The sequence below is a fragment of the Acinetobacter sp. RUH 2624 genome (assembly GCF_000162375.2).
GTDB classification, from domain to species: domain Bacteria; phylum Pseudomonadota; class Gammaproteobacteria; order Pseudomonadales; family Moraxellaceae; genus Acinetobacter; species Acinetobacter nosocomialis.
Map to the genome: position 1 here is coordinate 855,769 of NZ_KI391939.1, position 19,865 is coordinate 875,633.

General features: G+C 35.7%; 20 protein-coding genes. 8 read left to right on the forward strand and 12 right to left on the reverse strand.

Features of this window, described 5'->3' with window-relative positions:
• A partial coding sequence (locus HMPREF0014_RS10725) for an IS3 family transposase (protein ID WP_082187643.1) occupies window positions 1–868 on the forward strand: 868 nt, incomplete at its 5' end.
• A gap of 626 nt (window positions 869–1,494) precedes the next feature.
• Here the strand turns inward: HMPREF0014_RS10725 and HMPREF0014_RS10730 are convergent.
• Window positions 1,495–2,394, reverse strand: coding sequence for a LysR family transcriptional regulator (locus HMPREF0014_RS10730; protein ID WP_004709197.1), 900 nt, complete (start codon window positions 2,392–2,394; stop codon window positions 1,495–1,497).
• An 89-nt stretch (window positions 2,395–2,483) separates the two neighbouring features.
• Between HMPREF0014_RS10730 and HMPREF0014_RS10735 the strand changes: the two genes are divergently transcribed.
• On the forward strand, window positions 2,484–2,921 hold the full coding sequence (locus HMPREF0014_RS10735; protein WP_004887544.1) for a PACE efflux transporter: 438 nt from the start codon (window positions 2,484–2,486) through the stop codon (window positions 2,919–2,921).
• Between the two features lie 56 nt (window positions 2,922–2,977).
• On the opposite strand, the gene HMPREF0014_RS10740 is transcribed toward HMPREF0014_RS10735, so the two are convergent.
• The 3 genes from HMPREF0014_RS10740 to HMPREF0014_RS10750 form a co-directional block, all read right to left on the reverse strand.
• Entirely contained in the window at window positions 2,978–4,393 is a 1,416-nt protein-coding gene (locus HMPREF0014_RS10740) for a cytosine permease (protein WP_004887543.1), read from the reverse strand.
• 250 nt (window positions 4,394–4,643) lie between these two features.
• The gene (locus HMPREF0014_RS10745) at window positions 4,644–5,108 is read right to left on the reverse strand and encodes a hypothetical protein (protein WP_004887541.1); all 465 of its coding nucleotides are present in this window, start codon (window positions 5,106–5,108) and stop codon (window positions 4,644–4,646) included.
• Window positions 5,109–5,222: 114 nt separating this feature from the next.
• Window positions 5,223–6,155, reverse strand: coding sequence for a DMT family transporter (locus HMPREF0014_RS10750; RefSeq protein ID WP_002050245.1), 933 nt, complete (start codon window positions 6,153–6,155; stop codon window positions 5,223–5,225).
• Between the two features lie 94 nt (window positions 6,156–6,249).
• On the opposite strand from HMPREF0014_RS10750, the gene HMPREF0014_RS10755 reads away from it, so the two are divergent.
• Window positions 6,250–7,101, forward strand: a complete 852-nt coding sequence (locus HMPREF0014_RS10755) for a LysR family transcriptional regulator (RefSeq protein ID WP_002050142.1) — start codon at window positions 6,250–6,252, stop codon at window positions 7,099–7,101.
• Between the two features lie 57 nt (window positions 7,102–7,158).
• On the opposite strand, the gene HMPREF0014_RS10760 is transcribed toward HMPREF0014_RS10755, so the two are convergent.
• The 5 genes from HMPREF0014_RS10760 to HMPREF0014_RS10780 all read right to left on the reverse strand — a co-directional run bounded on the left by HMPREF0014_RS10760 (window position 7,159) and on the right by HMPREF0014_RS10780 (window position 12,901).
• The gene (locus tag HMPREF0014_RS10760; protein WP_002049890.1) at window positions 7,159–7,338 is read right to left on the reverse strand and encodes a hypothetical protein; all 180 of its coding nucleotides are present in this window, start codon (window positions 7,336–7,338) and stop codon (window positions 7,159–7,161) included.
• A gap of 606 nt (window positions 7,339–7,944) precedes the next feature.
• Window positions 7,945–8,964 carry a fimbrial protein gene (locus HMPREF0014_RS10765; protein WP_004887537.1) on the reverse strand — a complete coding sequence of 340 codons (1,020 nt, stop codon included), beginning with the start codon at window positions 8,962–8,964 and terminating at the stop codon, window positions 7,945–7,947.
• Entirely contained in the window at window positions 8,961–11,498 is a 2,538-nt protein-coding gene (locus HMPREF0014_RS10770; protein ID WP_020992220.1) for a fimbria/pilus outer membrane usher protein, read from the reverse strand. The genes HMPREF0014_RS10765 and HMPREF0014_RS10770 overlap by 4 nt, the downstream gene beginning before the upstream one ends.
• A gap of 55 nt (window positions 11,499–11,553) precedes the next feature.
• Window positions 11,554–12,294 (reverse strand): molecular chaperone, encoded by a 741-nt coding sequence (locus tag HMPREF0014_RS10775; RefSeq protein ID WP_004887533.1) that lies wholly within the window; start codon window positions 12,292–12,294, stop codon window positions 11,554–11,556.
• Window positions 12,295–12,364: 70 nt separating this feature from the next.
• Window positions 12,365–12,901 carry a fimbrial protein gene (locus HMPREF0014_RS10780; RefSeq protein ID WP_006580773.1) on the reverse strand — a complete coding sequence of 179 codons (537 nt, stop codon included), beginning with the start codon at window positions 12,899–12,901 and terminating at the stop codon, window positions 12,365–12,367.
• A 434-nt stretch (window positions 12,902–13,335) separates the two neighbouring features.
• Here HMPREF0014_RS10780 and HMPREF0014_RS10785 point away from each other — a divergent pair, with 434 nt between their 5' ends.
• Complete coding sequence (locus HMPREF0014_RS10785) at window positions 13,336–13,686, forward strand: hypothetical protein (RefSeq protein ID WP_002049957.1); 351 nt, start codon at window positions 13,336–13,338, stop codon at window positions 13,684–13,686.
• Between the two features lie 66 nt (window positions 13,687–13,752).
• Window positions 13,753–13,965: a hypothetical protein gene (locus HMPREF0014_RS10790; protein ID WP_002050123.1), complete on the forward strand. Its 213-nt coding sequence runs from the start codon at window positions 13,753–13,755 to the stop codon at window positions 13,963–13,965.
• 45 nt (window positions 13,966–14,010) lie between these two features.
• On the opposite strand, the gene bioB is transcribed toward HMPREF0014_RS10790, so the two are convergent.
• Window positions 14,011–15,000, reverse strand: a complete 990-nt coding sequence (gene bioB / locus HMPREF0014_RS10795; RefSeq protein WP_002049782.1) for a biotin synthase BioB — start codon at window positions 14,998–15,000, stop codon at window positions 14,011–14,013.
• 87 nt (window positions 15,001–15,087) lie between these two features.
• The gene (gene queG, locus HMPREF0014_RS10800; protein ID WP_004887528.1) at window positions 15,088–16,188 is read right to left on the reverse strand and encodes a tRNA epoxyqueuosine(34) reductase QueG; all 1,101 of its coding nucleotides are present in this window, start codon (window positions 16,186–16,188) and stop codon (window positions 15,088–15,090) included.
• Between the two features lie 29 nt (window positions 16,189–16,217).
• Between queG and HMPREF0014_RS10805 the strand changes: the two genes are divergently transcribed.
• Complete coding sequence (locus tag HMPREF0014_RS10805; protein WP_004887526.1) at window positions 16,218–17,681, forward strand: bifunctional ADP-dependent NAD(P)H-hydrate dehydratase/NAD(P)H-hydrate epimerase; 1,464 nt, start codon at window positions 16,218–16,220, stop codon at window positions 17,679–17,681.
• Between the two features lie 4 nt (window positions 17,682–17,685).
• On the opposite strand, the gene ruvC is transcribed toward HMPREF0014_RS10805, so the two are convergent.
• Window positions 17,686–18,231 carry a crossover junction endodeoxyribonuclease RuvC gene (gene ruvC, locus HMPREF0014_RS10810; RefSeq protein WP_002050094.1) on the reverse strand — a complete coding sequence of 182 codons (546 nt, stop codon included), beginning with the start codon at window positions 18,229–18,231 and terminating at the stop codon, window positions 17,686–17,688.
• A 229-nt stretch (window positions 18,232–18,460) separates the two neighbouring features.
• Between ruvC and HMPREF0014_RS10815 the strand changes: the two genes are divergently transcribed.
• The gene (locus HMPREF0014_RS10815) at window positions 18,461–19,054 is read left to right on the forward strand and encodes an XRE family transcriptional regulator (protein ID WP_004887524.1); all 594 of its coding nucleotides are present in this window, start codon (window positions 18,461–18,463) and stop codon (window positions 19,052–19,054) included.
• On the forward strand, window positions 19,051–19,596 hold the full coding sequence (locus HMPREF0014_RS10820; protein WP_004709178.1) for a GNAT family N-acetyltransferase: 546 nt from the start codon (window positions 19,051–19,053) through the stop codon (window positions 19,594–19,596). Before HMPREF0014_RS10815 ends, HMPREF0014_RS10820 begins: the two co-directional genes overlap by 4 nt.
• The last annotated feature ends 269 nt before the right edge of the window (window positions 19,597–19,865 follow it).

Sequence of the window (19,865 nt, forward strand, 5' to 3'; positions counted from 1 at the left end):
AATTCAAGATCTAGATATGAATGAAGTCACGGTATCTTCTGCCTGTAAATACCTAGGTGTCAGCACTTCAGGCTATTATGCCTGGCGAAAACGTCAGGCCAATACGGTAGAGAAATATAATGATTTAAAAGCCGTATATTGGCAGCATCATGCACGATTGGGTGCACCTTCATTGGTACATGACATGCATGATTTAGGTTACAGCATGAGTGAACGCACTGTTGGAAGAATGCTGAAAAATCTGGGTTTACGCAGCAGGATTGCGCGTAAATACAAGCATACGACTGATTCAAACCATCGTTTGCCTACAGCACCCAATCTGTTAGAGCGTCAATTTACAGTCATTCAGCCTAACAAGGTTTGGACAACGGATATTACCTATATCCGTACCAAGCAAGGTTGGCTGTATTTATGTGTGATGCTGGATCTATTTAGTCGTCGTATCGTGGGGTGGCAAACCAGCCATCGAATAGACCGCCAGTTGGTGTGTGATACGTTTAACTATGCAATGGCTCGTCAGGGTTATCCAACTGGTGTTATGGTTCATTCGGACCAAGGTTCACAGTACTGTAGTCGTGATTTTAGAGCGCTGTTACTGACAAATGATTGTACTCAGAGTATGTCTAGACGTGGAAACTGTTGGGATAATGCAGTGACTGAAAGCTTCTTTCATACATTGAAAGGTCATGTGGTCCATGGCAGTGTGTTTGCCACTCGAAAAGAAGCGAATGCTGTCTTGTTTGACTATATTGAGATTTATTACAATCGGGTCAGAAGACATTCTGCAAATGGCTGGTTAAGCCCTGAAGCCTTTGAGAAGAAATATTTTAAGAATTTAGAGGGATTTGTTGTCCACGATACTGTCTAGGATCAATTTATTAAATCTATTACTATCAATCTATAAAAATTTTGAAGTTCGCAAATTAAAAAATAAGACTACGACCGGTTCTAAAATCAGTATAACTTTACAGTAAGTTTTATCAGTAAAACACAGAATGAATATTCTTTCACACTTCCTACAACTATTTGTAATTGATGAATTTTATACTTGACTAAAACACTTGGAATTTATACAGTAGTGGAGTATTTTTGATAATTATTATTATTGCTTAGTCCTGAAATACAGTAAGAAGCCTATTCACCATGAATAGGCTTTTTGCTTTGTTTTAATTGATAACTCAAGTCTAAATCTCTTAAAAAATTAATCTAATAGAATCAAATAAATAGTTTTTTTGGTTTTTTTTAATAAATTGAAAAAGATTGACACGTAAATTTTCATTATGAACAAAATTGATTTAAATAGTAGTCAAAGTGAAACACACCTAAATGCTAAGTTTAATTTTCACTAAACGAGGCATAGGAGTGTCATCATGTTAAAAGCAATGTTTTTCTTCAGCGCAGGTGCAATGTTTGGCTATTGTTATAAGCATAAGAATGATAAAGCTGAAGCTGATAAATCTAAATAAGCACTAAAAACCGCCTATAGGGCGGTTTTTAATAAGCAGCATGAGATAAATTTGCTCGAATCATTTGAACAAGTTCTCTTGCTGCTTTTGATAATGGTTTATCTTGGAGCCAGATGAGATAGATAGATAGAGGTAAATGATTTTTTGTATTTTTAAAATCTAGTTGAACTAAATGTCCTTGTTCAATTTTTTCTTTTACCAAAGATAAAGGAAAATTTCCCCATCCTAAACCAGCCTCAACCATATTAATCGCGGTCTGTAAACTATTGGTTTTCCAGTACATTGCTCCAACAATTGAACGTGAATCCTGTATGTTTAATTCACTACTTGCAACTACAATTTGTCGAACATTAATTAATTCTTCAATAGAGATTAACTTATCATTTTGTTTTAAAAGTGGGTGATGAACAGAAATTGTAGCAACTAGAGTTTCATTCATCACTAATTGTAAGCTTTCACGCATTTTTATATTGAGATCAGAACCTGCCAGACAAAGGTTAATATTTTCTGTATAGAGCAAATTTAGAATATCGTCTTGGGGGGCTGTAATAATCTCTACATTAAGTAAGGGAAATTTATCAGCCAGTTTTTTTATCGCTTTAAAAAGTAAATTGGTATTTGCATCTGAAACAACACCAATTTTTAATTTACTTTCAAGTCCTAGCGAAAGCTCATAGGCATGGGTACTTAATAACCTAAGCTGCTCAGCAATAATACGTGCTTGGGGCTCTAATGCTAAAGCCGCTGAAGTAGGAATGACTTTACGGTGAGTACGTTCAAACAAAAGGTAACCAAGTTCTGCCTCAATATTGGCAACAGCCATGCTCACGGCGGAGGGTACTCGATTTAACTTACGTGCCGCTGCCGAGAAAGATCCAGTATCAAGTACACTTAAGAAAAGCTCTATATTTTCGCTATTAAAATTCATTTTGATATCAGTGAAACTGAAAGCTGTTAACTTTATATGTGATTTTAACTGAAACTAAAATAAAAAGAAGTAAGAAAAGATGATTGGTTATGCAAGGTTTAAAGCGTCGTATTGTTTATGTGTCCTCATATGAAATTATTGGAATGGTGATTTCATCAGTAGGTTTAGCTCTTTTGGCCGGAGATAGTGTAGAGCACACGGGACCGCTCTCAGTCATGATTACGACAATTGCGGTAACATGGAATTTTATTTACAACATTCTTTACGAAAAATGGGAAGCACGACAAGAGAATAAGTCACGCACTGTTAAACGTAGAATCGCGCATGCGATCGGTTTTCAAATCACTTTAGTAATGTTCTTAATTCCGCTTATTGCATGGTGGATGGATATTTCTCTTGTTGCTGCATTTTGGTTAGATGTTGCATTTATTATTATCATTCCAATTTATACATTCATATTTAATTGGATATTCGATAAGTTATTTGGATTGCCTGCCTCTGCACAACCAACTACTGCTCAACAGTAGAAAAATATTAATGAGATATCAAAGCGTTATTTAGACTTTGATATCTCGTCTTCACATTATTTTACTCGTTCAAGTTCAAGAGCTTTTGAAATTTTTATTTGAGCTCTTTTGGCAAGTACATAATATAAAACTGCAGTGGATAACAATCCCACTAACCAGGATAAATCGACTCCACCCAACATTTCGGCAATTTGTCCTTTATAGAATTTACTATCAATAAAGGGCAACTGAAGTAAGATACCAATACAATAACAAGCGATTCCAATCGTGTTCCAGCGGCCATATTTACCATTTGGGTCATATAAGGCATCTACATCGCATTCTTCTTTAGAAATAAAATAGTAATCAACTAAATTAATTGCACTCCAAGGAATGAAAAATGTCAGAAGAAATAAAATAAAAGATTTGAATGCGCTTAAAAAAGTATGTTCACCTACAACTGCAATAAATGTTGAGATAATTACCATTGCAAGAACAATTGTAAGTCGCGTTAATTTTGAAATTTGAGCACTTGGTTTAAAGCTGTTCCAAATGGTCGCAATACACATAAAACTGCCATAAGCATTGAGTGTAGATAAAGTGACCTTTCCAAATGCAATACTAAAATATAAAAAAGTAATCACAAGAGCGATTGGATTCATGCCTACAACGTACTGAACTTCATTGCCAACAAAACCACCATTCGAGACTTGAGCAATGAATACACCAAGCATCATTGAAATTTGAGAACCTACTAAAGACCCAAGGCCAACTGCCCAAAACACCCGATTTGAAGAGGTCTTTGTAGGTAAATAACGAGAATAATCTGCTACATAAGGTCCGAATGAAATTTGCCAAGAAGCAGAAAGAGAAACTGCCAATAAAAAAGATGGCCAGCTAAAATGGCGTACAGCAAGCAATTCTGAAATATTCGAGAGAGCTAAAATTTGAGTAAGGATAATAATAAAAGCTATTAAACCTATGACACTTGCGACTTTTCCTACCCAGTGAATTAAGCGATAGCCAATAGTTGCAAATAAAATAATAAAACAAGCATAGATTAAAATACCTGTTGTATTACTGACTTGTGCAAGGTGTGCAATTGCTTTACCAGCGAGTACTTCACCAGTTGCGGTAAAGCCAATATACATCAGGCAAACCAGAATAATGGGAATACATGCACCATACACTCCAAATTGAACCCGACTGGAAATCATTTGGGGAAGGCCAAGTTTGGGTCCCTGAGCTGCATGCAAGGCCATGACAGCAGCACCAAAGCATTGTCCAATAAATAAGCCAATGATTGACCAAAATACATCACCACCTAATACGACAGCTAATGCACCCGTGACAATAGCTGTAATCTGTAAATTGGCACCAAACCAAAGTGTAAATTGGGCGAATATACTGCCATGCCTTTCATTTTCAGGAATAAAGTCAATACTTCGGTTTTCAACAAACCCACTTTTCGATGTTCCAGTTGATGAGTCCATAACACTCTCCTTATCCTTTAAGAGCTTTTCTTTTATTAGAATCCATTTTGTACAAACAAATATAAACATGTATATACAAGCTATTTCAAAAAGAAGCAATGGTTTCGGTAAATCATTGCTTTAATTTTTTGTACTCATAAATTTAGATGTGGTGAGAACAGTAGACTGGTGAGGTGAGTGTTTTTATAAAGATGAGAAAGTGAGCGGTAAATAAAATCTATAAAAAAAGCCCTCTAATGAGGGCAGATAATTAGACTTCAGCATCAAGAATGGCTTGAAAAAATACGGGTAACTCCGAAAATTTAACTAATTGGGTTTTATCATCGTGCTTATAGTAGTACTGATAATGCGGTGTTTGAAATGCACTATCTAGATATTGCGTCGCATCGGAAAATTGAGCTTTGGCAACTGGTTTATCTTTCTTAAATTTAACGATAATTGGGTTCACAGAGTTTAATTTAACGGGCACACCATTTTCAAATTTGGCTGTTTCAATTAATAAAGAAATTTTAAAATCACCAAATATGACACAAAATTGACCTCCTTTTTCTGTTTTAATTTCTCGATCGTGAAATAGTTCTTTAAATAAGTCTTTTAATGCTTCTCGGTGCTTGTCTAAAGCTAACTGAAAATCATGATCTTTCTGTTCTAATTTCTCTTGCTCTTCTTTGAGCAATTGGGCCTGTTTTTCGATTGTTGTAAAATCCAAATTCATCTTAATTTCTCCTTGTTGTGTTTTTAAAACTATATATGGCAGCCATTTGTTAAGTTTTAAAGAAACATACATTGTTTGTTACAACGCAATAATTAAGATGAATTTGTGTGATCACTATTTAGTACAAGGCTTGGTTATAAGTGCAGGACGGCGTTTAATTTGAATAAAGCCGCTACTACTTAGCACGCCTAGCATAACTAAAGCAGTACCTATAATTTGCCAGATATTAAGTGTTTGACCAGCTAACATTGCAACTAACATACTAAAAACTGGAACAAAGTTAAAAAAGATTGATGCTCTACCTGCGCCTAGTTTTTGAATGCCGTTAAACCAAAATAAATAAGCAATCATAGTAGAGCAAATAATGACGTATCCCATAGCTAAGTGTGCAGTAATAGGCGCCATAACAACTGCTTTAAATGGGTGCTCGAAAATTAGACTTAGTATGATTAGAGTCAAAGCACCGAACAGCATAGAGAACGTTGTAGTTTCTAGAGGCGTAGCATTTTTTACATACCGGCGTGATAACACATTGGCTAAACAAAAACTGATACCACCAAGTAAGATATAAAAGTCACCAATTGCTATTTTTAAATGAAGTAACGTGGAAATATGCCCATGGCTAATAACGAAAAGCACACCACTTAAACCAAATACAACTCCGATAAATTTAGGAAGTGTTAATTTTTCTCCATCAAGTAAAATTGCTAGCAGTAGAGTGATCAATGGTGTGGTTGCCATGATTAAGGCACCATTGACTGCTGATGTTGTTTGCAAGCCATAGAAACAACCTATATTAAAACCAGCAATCCCTATAATTCCAATAATAAGATAGATAAATAAATTCTGCTGAAAAGTAGCCCAACGTAATTTTCCCATGGCCGCAAAAATAATAAATAGAGCAAGGCTTGCAAGCGTAAAACGCTCAGCTGCTGCCGAAAGAGGAGGCATCGATTGGATAATATAAGACATCGCATTAAATGCTGAGCCCCAAAAAAGCATCGTTATTACAACACCTGTGTAGGCATAAACCACCGTTTTATTCATGATAGGGCTCCGAAAAAGAATGTCTCTATTCTGAGTAATCACTTAAAGGTGTACAATTCCATATTAATTCATCTCTAATGTGAAAATTTGCACAATGATAGATTGGGAAAATTTACATTATTTTTCAGTTTTTTCTGAAGAAAAATCACTTTCAGCTGCGGCAAGAAAGTTAAGGGTTGACCATGCCACTGTTGCAAGAAGAATTGCTCAGTTAGAACAGAGCTTAAAATTAAAATTAGTTGATCGTAGACCCCGCACTTACGTTTTAACATCTGAAGGCGAGCAGCTTGCCCAAGTAGTGGCACGTATGATGGAAGAGACATTTTCTATTGAGCGACTTGCTCTGGCTGGACAGCAGGAGGTTACGGGGACTGTTTCTATTAGTATGCCTCCGTTAACTGCTGCTCATCTAATCATGCCTCATCTCGGAAAGTTTTATCGTCATTATCCACAATTAAAACTGCGTGTACTTGGAGATGTTCATTATGTATCTTTGCAGCATAGAGAGGCTGACATTGCCGTAAGATTTGGGCGACCTAAAGATGAATATTTAGTTGCTCGTAAAGTCGGAGAAATCCCTTTTGGAATATATGCTACTCCAAGTTATTTGGCTTCAACGAATCAAGAAAATTATGAGTGGATTAGTGTGGAGGTCGGTGGTGTACATGGACAGAAACAACAAAAATTAAAAGAAAAATTGAATAATAAAGACCCGCTCATGGTTACTAATCATCCTGAGTTGCAATGGAGAGCTGCATGCGGCGGAGTAGGTTTAGCCGTTCTACCTGACTTTTTAGGCCAACAAGGCAATTTGATAAAATTACCAGATAATGACCCGATGAGCGCTGAAATTTGGTTGGTCATCCATGAAGATCTAAGGAGTAGTCCTGTGGTAAGAGTAGTGATGGATTTTCTTTTGAATTGTTTTGAACCATTTAGAGTTTAATTTTAAATTTTGTTTAACTCTGTTTTTCCTTATGTACCTATTAAATTAAAGAAATTTTTATTCATCCGGGAAAATCCCTGCATCTTCACGCGCTTGCTTTAGGGCTAGAAAAAAACACAATAGAAAAAGTATCCCAATAAAAAATAAGAAAAAGTCTAAATGACTAATACCTAAACCAACTCCGAAAGCCCCTAAACTTAATAATAAAATACAAAAGATTTTCCAAAAAATAAGCATGCTGTTTTGTAATAAAAACTGGGATTTAGGCTGTAATTGAAGAATATTTCCCGATTTGTTTATGTTTTTTTTCTTATAGGTTATGTAAAGCTTTATAGTTCAGAGAATTACATAATTTGAAGTTAGGGCTTTAACTCAAACATTCTACCTAAACCACTTTTTAATTTTACTGCACATTAATCTCTATAAAATTCATATTTTCTTAATTAATCGAATGATAATTCTTTAGAAAGTCTGTAGAATAGGGATTCTAAATTTTATTTTTAATTAATTTTTGTTTAAAATTAACTGGTTAAATAGTTTTATCAAACTTTTGTTAAAAAAAAGACTTGATATTTAAGCTAAATTTTGAAATTATAGTCATGCAAATTGTGATATATTTCCCACAATTTGTATTTCAGGTTAAGTGGTTATCACTAATGCTCATTGGCTTTATTCGCTTATGAGCATTTTTTTAATTTATTTGTTAGTAAAATTTAAAAAATAATTTATATCAAAAAATGATTCTTTTAGTATTAGTTAAAAATTAGTCAAAATAACTTTATTCTTCAACGTATCTAACTACCTCTTCTTAAGATTCAGTAGTCAGAAAGAATGAAATTGCCTCTAATCATATTGAATCGTGACGGTGGCATTAGCTTTGACTTCTCCCGCCGTTACATTGGCAGCAGTTTGGTAGTAACGTGCAGTTAATGGCACATCATATTGAACTGTTTGGTTGGAGCCTATAGTACCAATACCTAGTTTATTTCCTTTTTGAATCGTACTATTTGCACCATTCATATTCCATAGAAGTTCTACACCAACACCGTTCGCTTTAGTTGATTCAGCAGCACTATTACTAATAACCTGACTGTTTGCAGCATCGGAATTGTAGTCAAAGCTTAAACTCAATGTGTTACTTGTAGGTATACCGGAGTTATTCTCGCCACCATTACAAAGAATGGATAGGTTAAAGTTTTTCTCACCTTGAGTTGTTCCGATAGCTCGAAAGCCTGATTTTGTCACAGTCGGAAGTTCAACAACCGTATCTACACCATTTTGAATTTCACAAGATGATGATGCAATGAGAATAGGTGAACTACCTAATACTGTAGTTGTTAAGAAGGGGCGATTTTGTTGACCTGTTACATAGTAAGTACTATAACGGCCAGCCACTAATGCACCAGAACCAGTAGTGGTAGCAGTTTTAATCACTTCCAAAACAATATAGCCTGGCGAAAGTGTATATGCTGTATGAGGTGTCAATGTAAGCTTATAAGGGTAATAAACAGAAGAGTTTGAAGAGTCAGTTGCCTCACGGTAAATTCGAATACCTATACCCGGTATATTTGTGGCGTAAACATTATTGCCTATTGGACTAATTGGATAATTTAGAGGTAGAGCCGCTATAATTTGGTCACCAGGGCGGTTACACGTTGCAGTAGAATTATTGGGTGAAATGGTAAAAGTATTCTTTTGTAAAACTGTGCCTACAGGATCATTTGGACGAACCACAATGGTGCCAATCGTTATTGGAATATCAACTGTAGTAAAACCTTTACTTAAAGTACAGTTTGCATTTGCTTGGTTGTAAATAAAGAAATTAGTGATTAATAAACCACTTTGAATAAGTATTTTTTTCATTTGCAGATTGCCTCTGTCATAATAATTGATTGTTTTTCCTGTGAGATTTTTGATTGAATGTCATATTCAAGTTGACATTCTTCGGTATTACTTTCTCCCCACTTCACATAAAGATGATCATGAGACAGGGGCGTACGTAAATAAATACGACTACCTTGGGCTACCATTCCAACTACTTCGTTATTCTGGTTAAACACTTGTGCAGCAAATGGTAGGTGACCACCATTAGGAGTTTGAGTACTAATAAAAAGTGCATAGCCCGTTTTTGTGGAGAAATTGACTCTGGTTATTGATCCTGCATAAGGTGCAATACGGTGACTTGTTTCTGAAAGTTCAACATTTGATGGCATCCCTTGAGGGTCAAGGCTAATGTCATTTAAGCGATAGGGCGTAACATAAGGGATTACAGCATAACCATGTTTATTAATGTTTAGTCCAGATGTATTGCCGACTCGGGCACCTGTGGCTTCGGGGGCATAGACCAATACCATGGTTTGCACTTGATCTGGTCCAAATAAAAGCCCTTGAGAATGAGCAACCACACTTCCATTTAAATTGATCATTTCCTGCTGATATGCATCGGATTGGCTAAATGACGCACCTATAGTTGTGTAATTACTACGGTAGGTACCATTAATATTTACACTGCTTTGTCCTTGATCTAGGTATGAAACGGACGTGCCATAATCAAAGCGGTTTCCGATATAACCACTCATCCCTACAGTTTTGCTATCTTCAGAAATAGAGCTATTAAAATTAATTGTGTTTTTCTTAAATTTGAGTGGAAAAGACAAAGACAATAAATACTGCGTTTCGTGACTAGTCTGTTGATCTTCGAGATCAAGCTCATGAGTAATTGCAGAAATGCTGTAAGTCAAATCTTTAAATTGATTACTATAACCAAATTGAAATTGTTGATTGCGATTAGGCTGATTCCAGTAATTAATCCATGAACCCACTAAATAAAAATTGCCCCATTGATTTGGAAGACTTTGATTTAATGTGATCTGAAATTCACTTTTTTGTTTTCCTACAGAAAAACTATCAATATTTCGTTGTTGTAAATCTTGAATTAAAATTGAATCTCTTAATTTCAAATAATTTTCGGTCGAGTATCTGTAGGTTGCTAAAGTTAAATTTGTATTCGTTGGCGTAAATAGTCGATTATAACTTAAACGGTAACTTTGCCCTTTTAGTGTTGGTTTTTGATCAAAATTAGCTTTCGATTGAGTTGCATCAACTGCAATTGCACCAATTGGAGTTGCAAATGCGCTACCTATCAGAAAAGACTGGTAGTGTTCGGTTGCCTGAAACCCAGTATAACTTGTTAAATAGTTATTAATGCCTCGTTGATATTTACCTTGTACTAGCCATGGATTTAAATTGATATTAGCATCTCTAAATTGTCCTAGAGTAAAAGAATAACGACTCATCTTTGGGCGAAGCATCTCTACTACAGAAGCATAGGGAATAGAGAACTTTTGAATCTCTCCATTCGTCTCGTATATAGAAACTTGTAGTTCACCACCAAAACCTGTCGGATAAAGATCATTAATTTCAAAACTTCCAGGAGTAACAGTAGTTTGATAAATTAAATTTCCCTGTTGGCGCACTTCAACTTTTGCATTAGTCTTTGCATAACCCCGAATTTGTGGCGCATATCCAAGCATGCTGTTAGGCAGCATGCGATCATCACTTGCTACGTTAATTCCGCGATAAGGTAAGGCATCAAAAAAATTACTATTGGTAAAGTAATCACCTAAAGTAACGACACTATTAAACTTAGGAAATGCTTTTTGGGCATATGTATTGTTTGATGTATAGAAAGAAGTCTTTTTTGGAATTTCGTTATGATCTTGCCATTTCCACTGCCCACTATGGCGTAATTGCCAGTCATAGAGATTTATCCCGACGTTTGTACCCATAAAAGCATGATTTGTTTCATGGTCATTACTTACAATACGATATGCAGAAGCATTGTATGCAAAAAAAGCAGCGTTTATACCCCGATCCCATAAACGTGGGTCGACGTATCCTTGAGCATTTTTTTGCAAAGCAACCTGAGGGATCGAAATATCAAGTCTCAGACGCGAGGTATCAAATTGATAAAAAGCATCATTAACCCATTTTTCTAGATCATTACAGGTAGGTAAATTATTGGCTTCCCGATGAATAATTTCTGTTTTAACGCCATATTCTAAAAGCATATCTGCTGTAAAACAGGTTTTTGCATTTTCATTCGAATTTGTAGTTTTAAAAAGAAACTTTCGTTTACCTAGCCATTGGCCATTAATATATACATCCAGACTATATTCACCAGGTAAAATAGGGTTGCCGTATTTAAATCGACCAATGTCAATTTTCTGTGCATTTCCTACTAAAAAGTTAGTATCAAAGTCAGCTTTTAGTATATTTTGCCCACTCATATTGTCTGATGCATATACAGTTAATGGCACATTAATCGCTATACTTAATACTAGATAATAACTAGTGCGCTTTTTAAAGCATGTACTGGGTATGAACCATTCTGACATAGTCTTTGTGCCTATTCATAAATAGGTGTTTAAATTTCAAAAAAGGTAAATAAGCTTAGAACTTTATTGTTTGTTCAATTCGCCCGCCGTAATCATTTATATAAACAAAGCTCATATTCGTTATATTGCTATTTTTAAGTTTTATCTGGTCTTCTGAAAAAGGAGAAAGCATTAAACCTTGTTTTAATAAATCTATTTTTTGATGATTTACTTCTTGAAAAATTGAGCTCATTGTAATGTAGAAGGGAGTAGGGTTCTTAATAAGCAATATTTCCCCATTTTTCACCCACTGAATTTTTTCACTAAATGTATCAATATTTTCTTTTAAATTTGCTGGCCGATAAAAAAATTTAATTTGTGATCGAATCGCTAATTGAAGAAAATTATTAGGTAGTGGTTCATTATTTACTTGTTTTTTCCCTTCTGGTTTTGGTGGAATATCTAATACGTTAAGCCAGAAAATACTTTCTTTATTTTGATTTAATTGAGAAGCACTTGGTAGTGCAGTAATTCGTAAGGTTTGGCCTTTAGTGGGTTCGACTCTGGAAATAGGAGGTGTAATAATAAAGGGTACATTCGACTCATCGGGAGTCGATTTTGAATTTCCATCATCAATCCAAGCTTGAACAAGTGAGGGTGTTGTACCATTGTTGCTTAGTTGTAAGCTAACTTCTCGAGCATCCGATGGATATATTACGCGTGTACCATGCAGTATTATTTCAGCATGTCCTATACTAGCAAGTACTGCTTGAAGGCAAGCCATTCCCCAAAAAAATTTACGACCACGAAAAAGCATGAGTCATATTCTCAATAATAAATAATAGATGAAATAGAGCTTCTATTTAATAATAGAAGCTGGCTTTAAATTATTGATAAATAATCGTGTATTTTACTTGCGAAGTTACAGTACCCGCAGTAGATACACCAGTCGCATAATATTCAGCATAATAATTAAGATCCGCATTACCACCAGCAGAAACATTTACCCATTGAGAGTTATCTTGTGCACCGGAAACCCCTTTAGCAAGTACAGGAATTACTGCGTTATTGCTTCCTAATAGTTGAATATTGACATTAGCAGCTGCACCAGAAGTGGCTTGGTTTAATAAACGTCCAGTATTAAAATCAACCGTTGCTCCTGGTTCAAAATAAGTCGCAACTTTTCCAGCAGAAGCGCAATTTGTTAGATTAATTTGAAAAGGTGTACGACCAGCAACATCTCCTACATTTTTTAAAGATTGAGATGATACTGTTGGTAAATTCACTGTAAGGTTTTTATCACCTGTTTCAATCGTACAAGTATTATCAGTTACTAGACCATTAATAGTAATCGTACCATCAGCTGCTTGTACTGTTGTAATATTAAAAAGTGAAGCTACCGCTATAAAAATAAATTTTTTCATGAATTCCCCGAAATATCCTATAAATATAGATTAATTACTTTTCAGTGCTTTTATTCTGATCAAGTAACGCGGTGGAAATATAGCACCTTTAAATTAAAAAACAAGAATTACATTATATTTTTATGTATTTTGTTTGGTTATTTTTTAATGAATAATTGATTTGTAATTTAGATTTATACCACATGGTAAAATATATTAAATTTATTTTATTTAAAATAAATTGATAATAAGTTTAATTTAAGTTATTGAATTTAATTGAGTTAAGTTTTTCTTTATAAAATGTGTATATATTGTTTGATTAACTTTTTGTTTTTATTAATAAATTTATTTTGTGTATCTTATATAAACATAATTATTTTTTTAAGAATTTTTTAAGGTTTAATTCCTAGTGTTTTAGTTGTGATTCAATAAAAGATCTTCTGGAGTTTGTTTCCATGAACAGCATGAAATACAGTTATAAACCGAATTATTTTTTCTTTGCTCATAAATTAGTCTTATTCTTAAAGGACTATTTACTTAAACATCCTACAGAACAGAACACGACGTTTAACTTACAAACAATTTATGACGTCTTTAGTCATGACTTAGCATCTAGCACAACGAATTTGGAAGGTATTTTGAATATTGTTGATGAGTATGTTTTAGAAACTGAAGAAGGGCTTTTGCCATTGATTAGTAGACACTCGATTAATTTAAAGAGCCATGTACTTTCTTTAGAGTTTTCACCTAAAGCGTTAAATAGCTTATTGTCAGGTCACTCATTAGTGAACCCTAAAGCGGCCTAAGGAAATTTCTTTTAAGCTTTGAATATCTCAGATAAAATTTGCTTGTTTTTTTTATTTGAGTTATTCATGAGCAAAGACTACAAAGCTTTGACTTATATCGCAGATGAAAATATTTCAGATACCATTCTATGGCTTTTAAACCATCAAGATGTTTTTGAATCTTTTCAGTTTGATGTATTGAGCCAAGAATTATCGGTTACACATGCAGCAGGTAGGGATATTATTCGAGTTGGAACTTTCCTGAATGCTACTTATGGAATATTAGTAACTTCTGTATGAATAAAAAAGCCCTGAATGATCAGGGCTTTTTTATTCTTGATGCTGTTAAGCACTCATTGCATCTACTGATAAATCAGAAACAGTTGGCTTTGGCTTTTCAGCAGTTAAACCAAGTTTGTTAAATAATGCTTGGTCTTTACCTTCACCTGCATTTGGAGTGGTAAGCAATTTATCACCCGAAAACAGTGAGTTCGCACCTGCCATAAATGCTAAAGCTTGATCTGAATCACTTAAAGATTCACGACCAGCAGATAAACGAATATAACTATGCGGCATAACAATACGTGCTACCGCAATGGTGCGGATCCATTCAATAACATCTAGTTTTTCAACATCAGCTAGAGGTGTACCTTCAATTGGTACAAGCATGTTAATTGGCACAGATTCTGGGTGAATAGGTAAGGTTGCTAACTCGTGTAATAAACCGATTCGATCTTCACGGCTTTCACCCAAACCAACAATACCACCACTACATACTTTCATACCTGCTTGGCGTACATAATCCAGAGTATTCAAACGGTCATCAAAAGTACGTGTGCTAATAATGTGAGAATAGTATTCACGAGAAGTATCTAGGTTATGGTTGTAATAATCTAAACCAGCATCTTTTAGGCGTTCTGCTTGTGATTGGTTAAGCATACCTAATGTCATACAGGTTTCCATACCTAATGCTTTAACTTCACGTACCATTTCTAAAACATATGGCATATCGCGTTCATGTGGGTTACGCCAAGCAGCACCCATACAAAAACGAGATGAACCTGAATCTTTTGCAGCTTTTGCTTCGCTAATTACTTTTTCAACAGCAATACGTTTTTCTGCTTCTAATTTTGAATCGTAATGTGCAGATTGAGAGCAATATTTGCAATCTTCAGGACATTTACCCGTTTTAATCGATAAAAGGGTGCTGACCTGAATTGTATTGGCAGTGAAGTGCTCACGGTGTACTTGCTGAGCCTTAAAAACTAAATCCAAAAAAGGTTGTTCATATAGAGCTTGGATTTCTTCACGAGTCCAATCATTACGTAGAGTCATTGTCATATCCATGATGATGGCATTAATTCACTGTACATAATCATACAGAATTCGTATTAAAGCTATAGGGCAAAAAACATCATTTTTTTAATTTGAGAGCTGAAGTTGATTAAGTTGCTGTTCAATTGCCCAATCAATATGCACATTGACGATTTCGTCATGTAAATTTTTGCCTTTGTGTAGCTGATCTACAATTTCTTTTGAGTACGGTGCATTGCCTAAACCGATAGCAATATTGCGCTTAAATGACTGATAACCTGTGCGTCGTATTGGGCTACCTTCTGTATTGGCTAAAAAAGTAGCTTCATCCCACTGCCAGATATCAAGCAGACTAATATTATCTAAACCATGTCTAGGGTTAAAGTCAGTAATAGAAGCTGTCTTAGCAAAGCTATTCCACGGGCAAATTAATTGACAGTCATCACAACCAAATATTCGGTTACCAATACCTGCACGTAATTCTTCATCAATAATTCCCTTATATTCGATTGTTAAATAAGCAATACAGCGTCTAGCATCTAACATATAAGGTTCGACAATCGCTTGAGTTGGGCAAATATCAATACAAGCACTACAAGAACCACAGTGAGATGTTGCAGGTTTATCAAAAGGTAAGTCGAGTGATGTAAATAGTTCACCTAAGACAAAGAAAGAACCTGACTTTTTATGAATGAGCAAAGTATGTTTACCTGTCCAGCCCATTCCAGCACTTTCAGCTAATGATTTTTCAAATATCGGCGCGGAGTCTGCAAAAGGGCGAGATTCAAAATCTCCCACTTTTTCACGGATACGTGTAGCTAATGTTTTTAATCTGCCTCGCATCACCTTATGGTAATCACGACCACGAGCATAACGGGCGATAATCGCAGAGTTGGGTTCAAAAGGTACATATCTTGGCTTTGGTGATTCCACCAAATAATTCATACGCACGCAAATAATACTTTTTGTACCAGGAACTAATAGAGTCGGATCAGCCCGCTTTTCCAAATTTTCTTCTAGGTATGTCATATCTGCATGATAACCACGTTCAAGGTACTCTAAAAAACGTGGCATTTGCTCTTGAGCATCTGGTTTTGCAATGACACAATCAGCAAAACCCAAGTCTAATGCTTGAGCTTTGATCCATGCTTTTAATTCATGTGGATCAATTTGTTGCACTGCAATGCGTGATGTGTTGGAAGATGTCATAAAACCGAAAAATGCAAGAGGATAAGAATATGCAGGCAGTAGTTTACCATAGCCAAGATATCCAGGCATGGGAGCAACGTTGGTTTGCTGCGCAAAACTCATCATTAGGCTTAATGCAACAAGCAGCTTGGTCAATCACTCAACAACTCATTGTACTTTTTCAAAACCAAGATATTAAGAATATTGCTGTTTGGTGTGGACAAGGTAATAACGCTGGTGATGGCTACTTTATAGCAAGTTATCTCAAGGAAGCAGGGTTATATGTTGAAATATTTGCGGCCGAATTGGGCGAGTCAGCCGATTTACACCATGCTGCCCATTTTGCTAAGGCAAATCATGTCCAAATACATCAAGGTTTTGAGGTACACAGAACATTTGATTGTCATATTGATGCGTTATTTGGGATTGGTTTAAATCGAGAGTTAAATGATTATTGGCAACATTCTATTCAACAGTTTAACGAGCAAGCTGGGTTAAAAATTTCAATTGATATACCAAGTGGCTTACATGCAAATACAGGACGAGTCTTACCTTGTGCTGTAAGGGTTGATCATACATTTACTGTTTTAGGGCTTAAAGCTGGATTATTTACAGGCCAAGGTAAAGAGTATGCGGGGAAAATTCATTTAATTAATTTAATTCCAGTAGACCAAGACCTGAAACCTCTTGCTTACTTGACGCCAACACATATCAGACTTCCTAAACGTTTGGCTTTTGGTCATAAGGGAAGTTATGGACATGTTTTGGTGATAGGTGGTCATGAGCAAATGGGCGGGGCTGTCATTATGGCTGCTGAAGCTGCCTTTCATGCAGGAGCAGGCAAAGTTACGGTAGTTTGTCACCGAAACCATCATCAGGCTATTTTGTCGAGAGCTCCAAATATTATGCTTCGTGACATTAATAATTTCGATGAAAACAGTATTAAAGAGATTTTATCTCAGGTTGATGCAGTATGTTTTGGCATGGGCTTAGGGCGTGATGAATGGGCACAGCAAATCTATCAACAGTGGTTCGATTATTTAAATCATGACTCACATTTGGAGGTTGTATTAGATGCAGATGCACTATGGTTTCTTGCCAAACAACCTAAAAAATTGGGTGCACATATTTATGCAACTCCACATCCCGGAGAAGCCGCTACTTTATTGGATTGTTCTACAGCGAAAATTGAAAATGACCGAATTACTGCTATTTATGCGTTGCAACAAAAATATGCGGCTCAATGGGTGCTGAAAGGTGCTGGCAGCTTAATTTTAGAGAATAAGTTATATATTTGTACCCAAGGTAATGCTGGTATGGGAACGGGCGGCATGGGAGACATATTAGCGGGTATGATCACAAGCTTAAAAGCCCAGTTCCACAAAGGTATTGCATTACATGAGATTGTAACTCTTCATGCTCAGGCAGGGGACCAACTGGCAAAAAACGGAATACGTGGTTTACAAGCTTATGAAATGAATCAGGCAATTACTCGAGTAGTAAATAATCAATAAAGCTTTAACGTCTACGGCTACTCGAACGGCTGCGTCCACGTGCCATACCACCTAAAGCATTCAAGACAGAAAGTTTACTCATACTTCCTGAAGCATGGGCATGGCAAATCGCAGCAGCAAGAGCATCAGCTGCATCGGCTTGAGGTTTAATAGTTAGGTTGAGTAAACGCATGACCATCATTTGTACTTGCTCTTTATCGGCAGCACCATAACCCACTACGGATTGTTTTATTTGACGGGCTGTATATTCTGCAACTTGTAAATCTAAATTAACTAAGGCGGCTATTGCAGCTCCTCGGGCTTGCCCTAGTTTTAAAGCAGAGTCCGGATTTTGTGCCATAAAAACTTGTTCAACCGCAGCTTCAGTTGGGCCATGAAATTTCACAATTCGCTCAACGCCAGCGAAAATACGCTTTAAGCGCTCTGGCATTTCTTGAGTTTCTGTTCGGATTGTACCAGCATCGACAAAACGTAGTTTACTACCATCTTTTTCAATGATTCCGTAACCTGTTAAGCGTGAACCTGGGTCAATTCCAATAATCAATGCCATGTGTAGACTTACATAAATAGTTTAGAGAGTATTGTTGCATAGCCAAAAAGGTTCTGCATAAGTAATTTAACCAATGCTGATATAAATGGTTATTTTTCGATTTCTAACCCTACTGATGTATATTTTGTTAGGTACTTTTTGGACCTTAATCGTAATTGGTCTAAGATCACTTGATACAATTCTAGTTTAATGGAATGCTTATCTATAAATATGGAATTGAGTCTGGTCGATGGATGATATCAACATCAGGATTGCACATCGAATACGAGAGCTGCGTTTAGCACGTGGATATACTTTGGATGTGCTAGCTGCCCGATGCCAAGTTAGCCGTTCAGCTATTTCTTTAATTGAAAGAGGGGAAACGAGTCCAACGGCAGTTGTTCTTGAAAAACTAGCCAATGGTCTAGAAGTACCTTTAACTAAAATTTTTACGAACGAAACAACTAGTCCATCTCCTCAACCATTTATTTGCCGAAATGAACAAGCTGAGTGGCAAGATCCGGAAACTGGATATGTTCGCCGTACTGTCTCACCACCAAATTTAAAACTACCATTTCAAATTGTTGAAATTGAATTCCCTCCTCATGCTCGAATTACGTATGAAATTAGTGAAAGCTCTAAAGTAGTACAACAGCAAATTTGGGTAGTTGAAGGGCAAATTGATATTCAACTGGGCAAAAACTCTTATGCATTGGGCGAAGGGGATTGCTTAGCTATGCAATTAGATCAACCTGTCATATATAGCAATAATTCATCACAAGTCGCTCGCTATATTTTAGTCGTCTCTAATCAACTCGTGTCTGCTCTTAAGGAATCTTCATGAACTATTCCCTCGATTCTAATTTTCGTTTAATTGATTGTAATGAAGCAGAACATGCGGCAGCTATATTAGAGATTTTAAATGAGGCAATTGTTAATTCTACAGCATTGTATGACTATGTACCGCGTTCGCTTGATTCAATGAAAACTTGGTTTTCGGTAAAAACCGGAAATAGTTTTCCTGTAATCGGGGCTGTAGATGAGTCAGGTAAGTTATTAGGATTTGCTAGTTGGGGAGCTTTCAGAGCTTTTCCGGCTTATAAGTATACGGTTGAGCATAGTATCTATATTCATCATGAACATCGGGGCTGTGGTTTAAGTAAAGTTTTAATGCAAGCGTTAATTCAGCGGGCTCAAGAGGCTCAGATTCATGTATTGATTGGTTGTATTGATGCGACAAATCAAGCCAGTATTGGACTCCACGAAAAACTCGGGTTCACACATGCAGGTACTTTTAAACAGGTAGGCTTTAAATTTGGACAATGGTTAGATGCTGCATTTTATCAGCTAATTTTAAATACACCATTTGAACCAGTGGATGGATAAATTATTGAATTTTTGGGTAGACAACGGCTCAGTTCAAAGTAAGAAAATTTGAACTGAGTCATAGCATGGATTTATAAAATACCTAATAGTTCTAATCTCTTTTCATGTAAAACCACTTATTTCATATAATAAAAGAGCTCAATTTATGAAAAAATTACAATCTTGTAGAAAAAACACTTGATAAAGTTGTTATAGCACTCATTAATAATAAAGTATGGCTATTTTATTAATTTAAATCAGTCTTATTAATAGTATTGCAGCATTTGGGT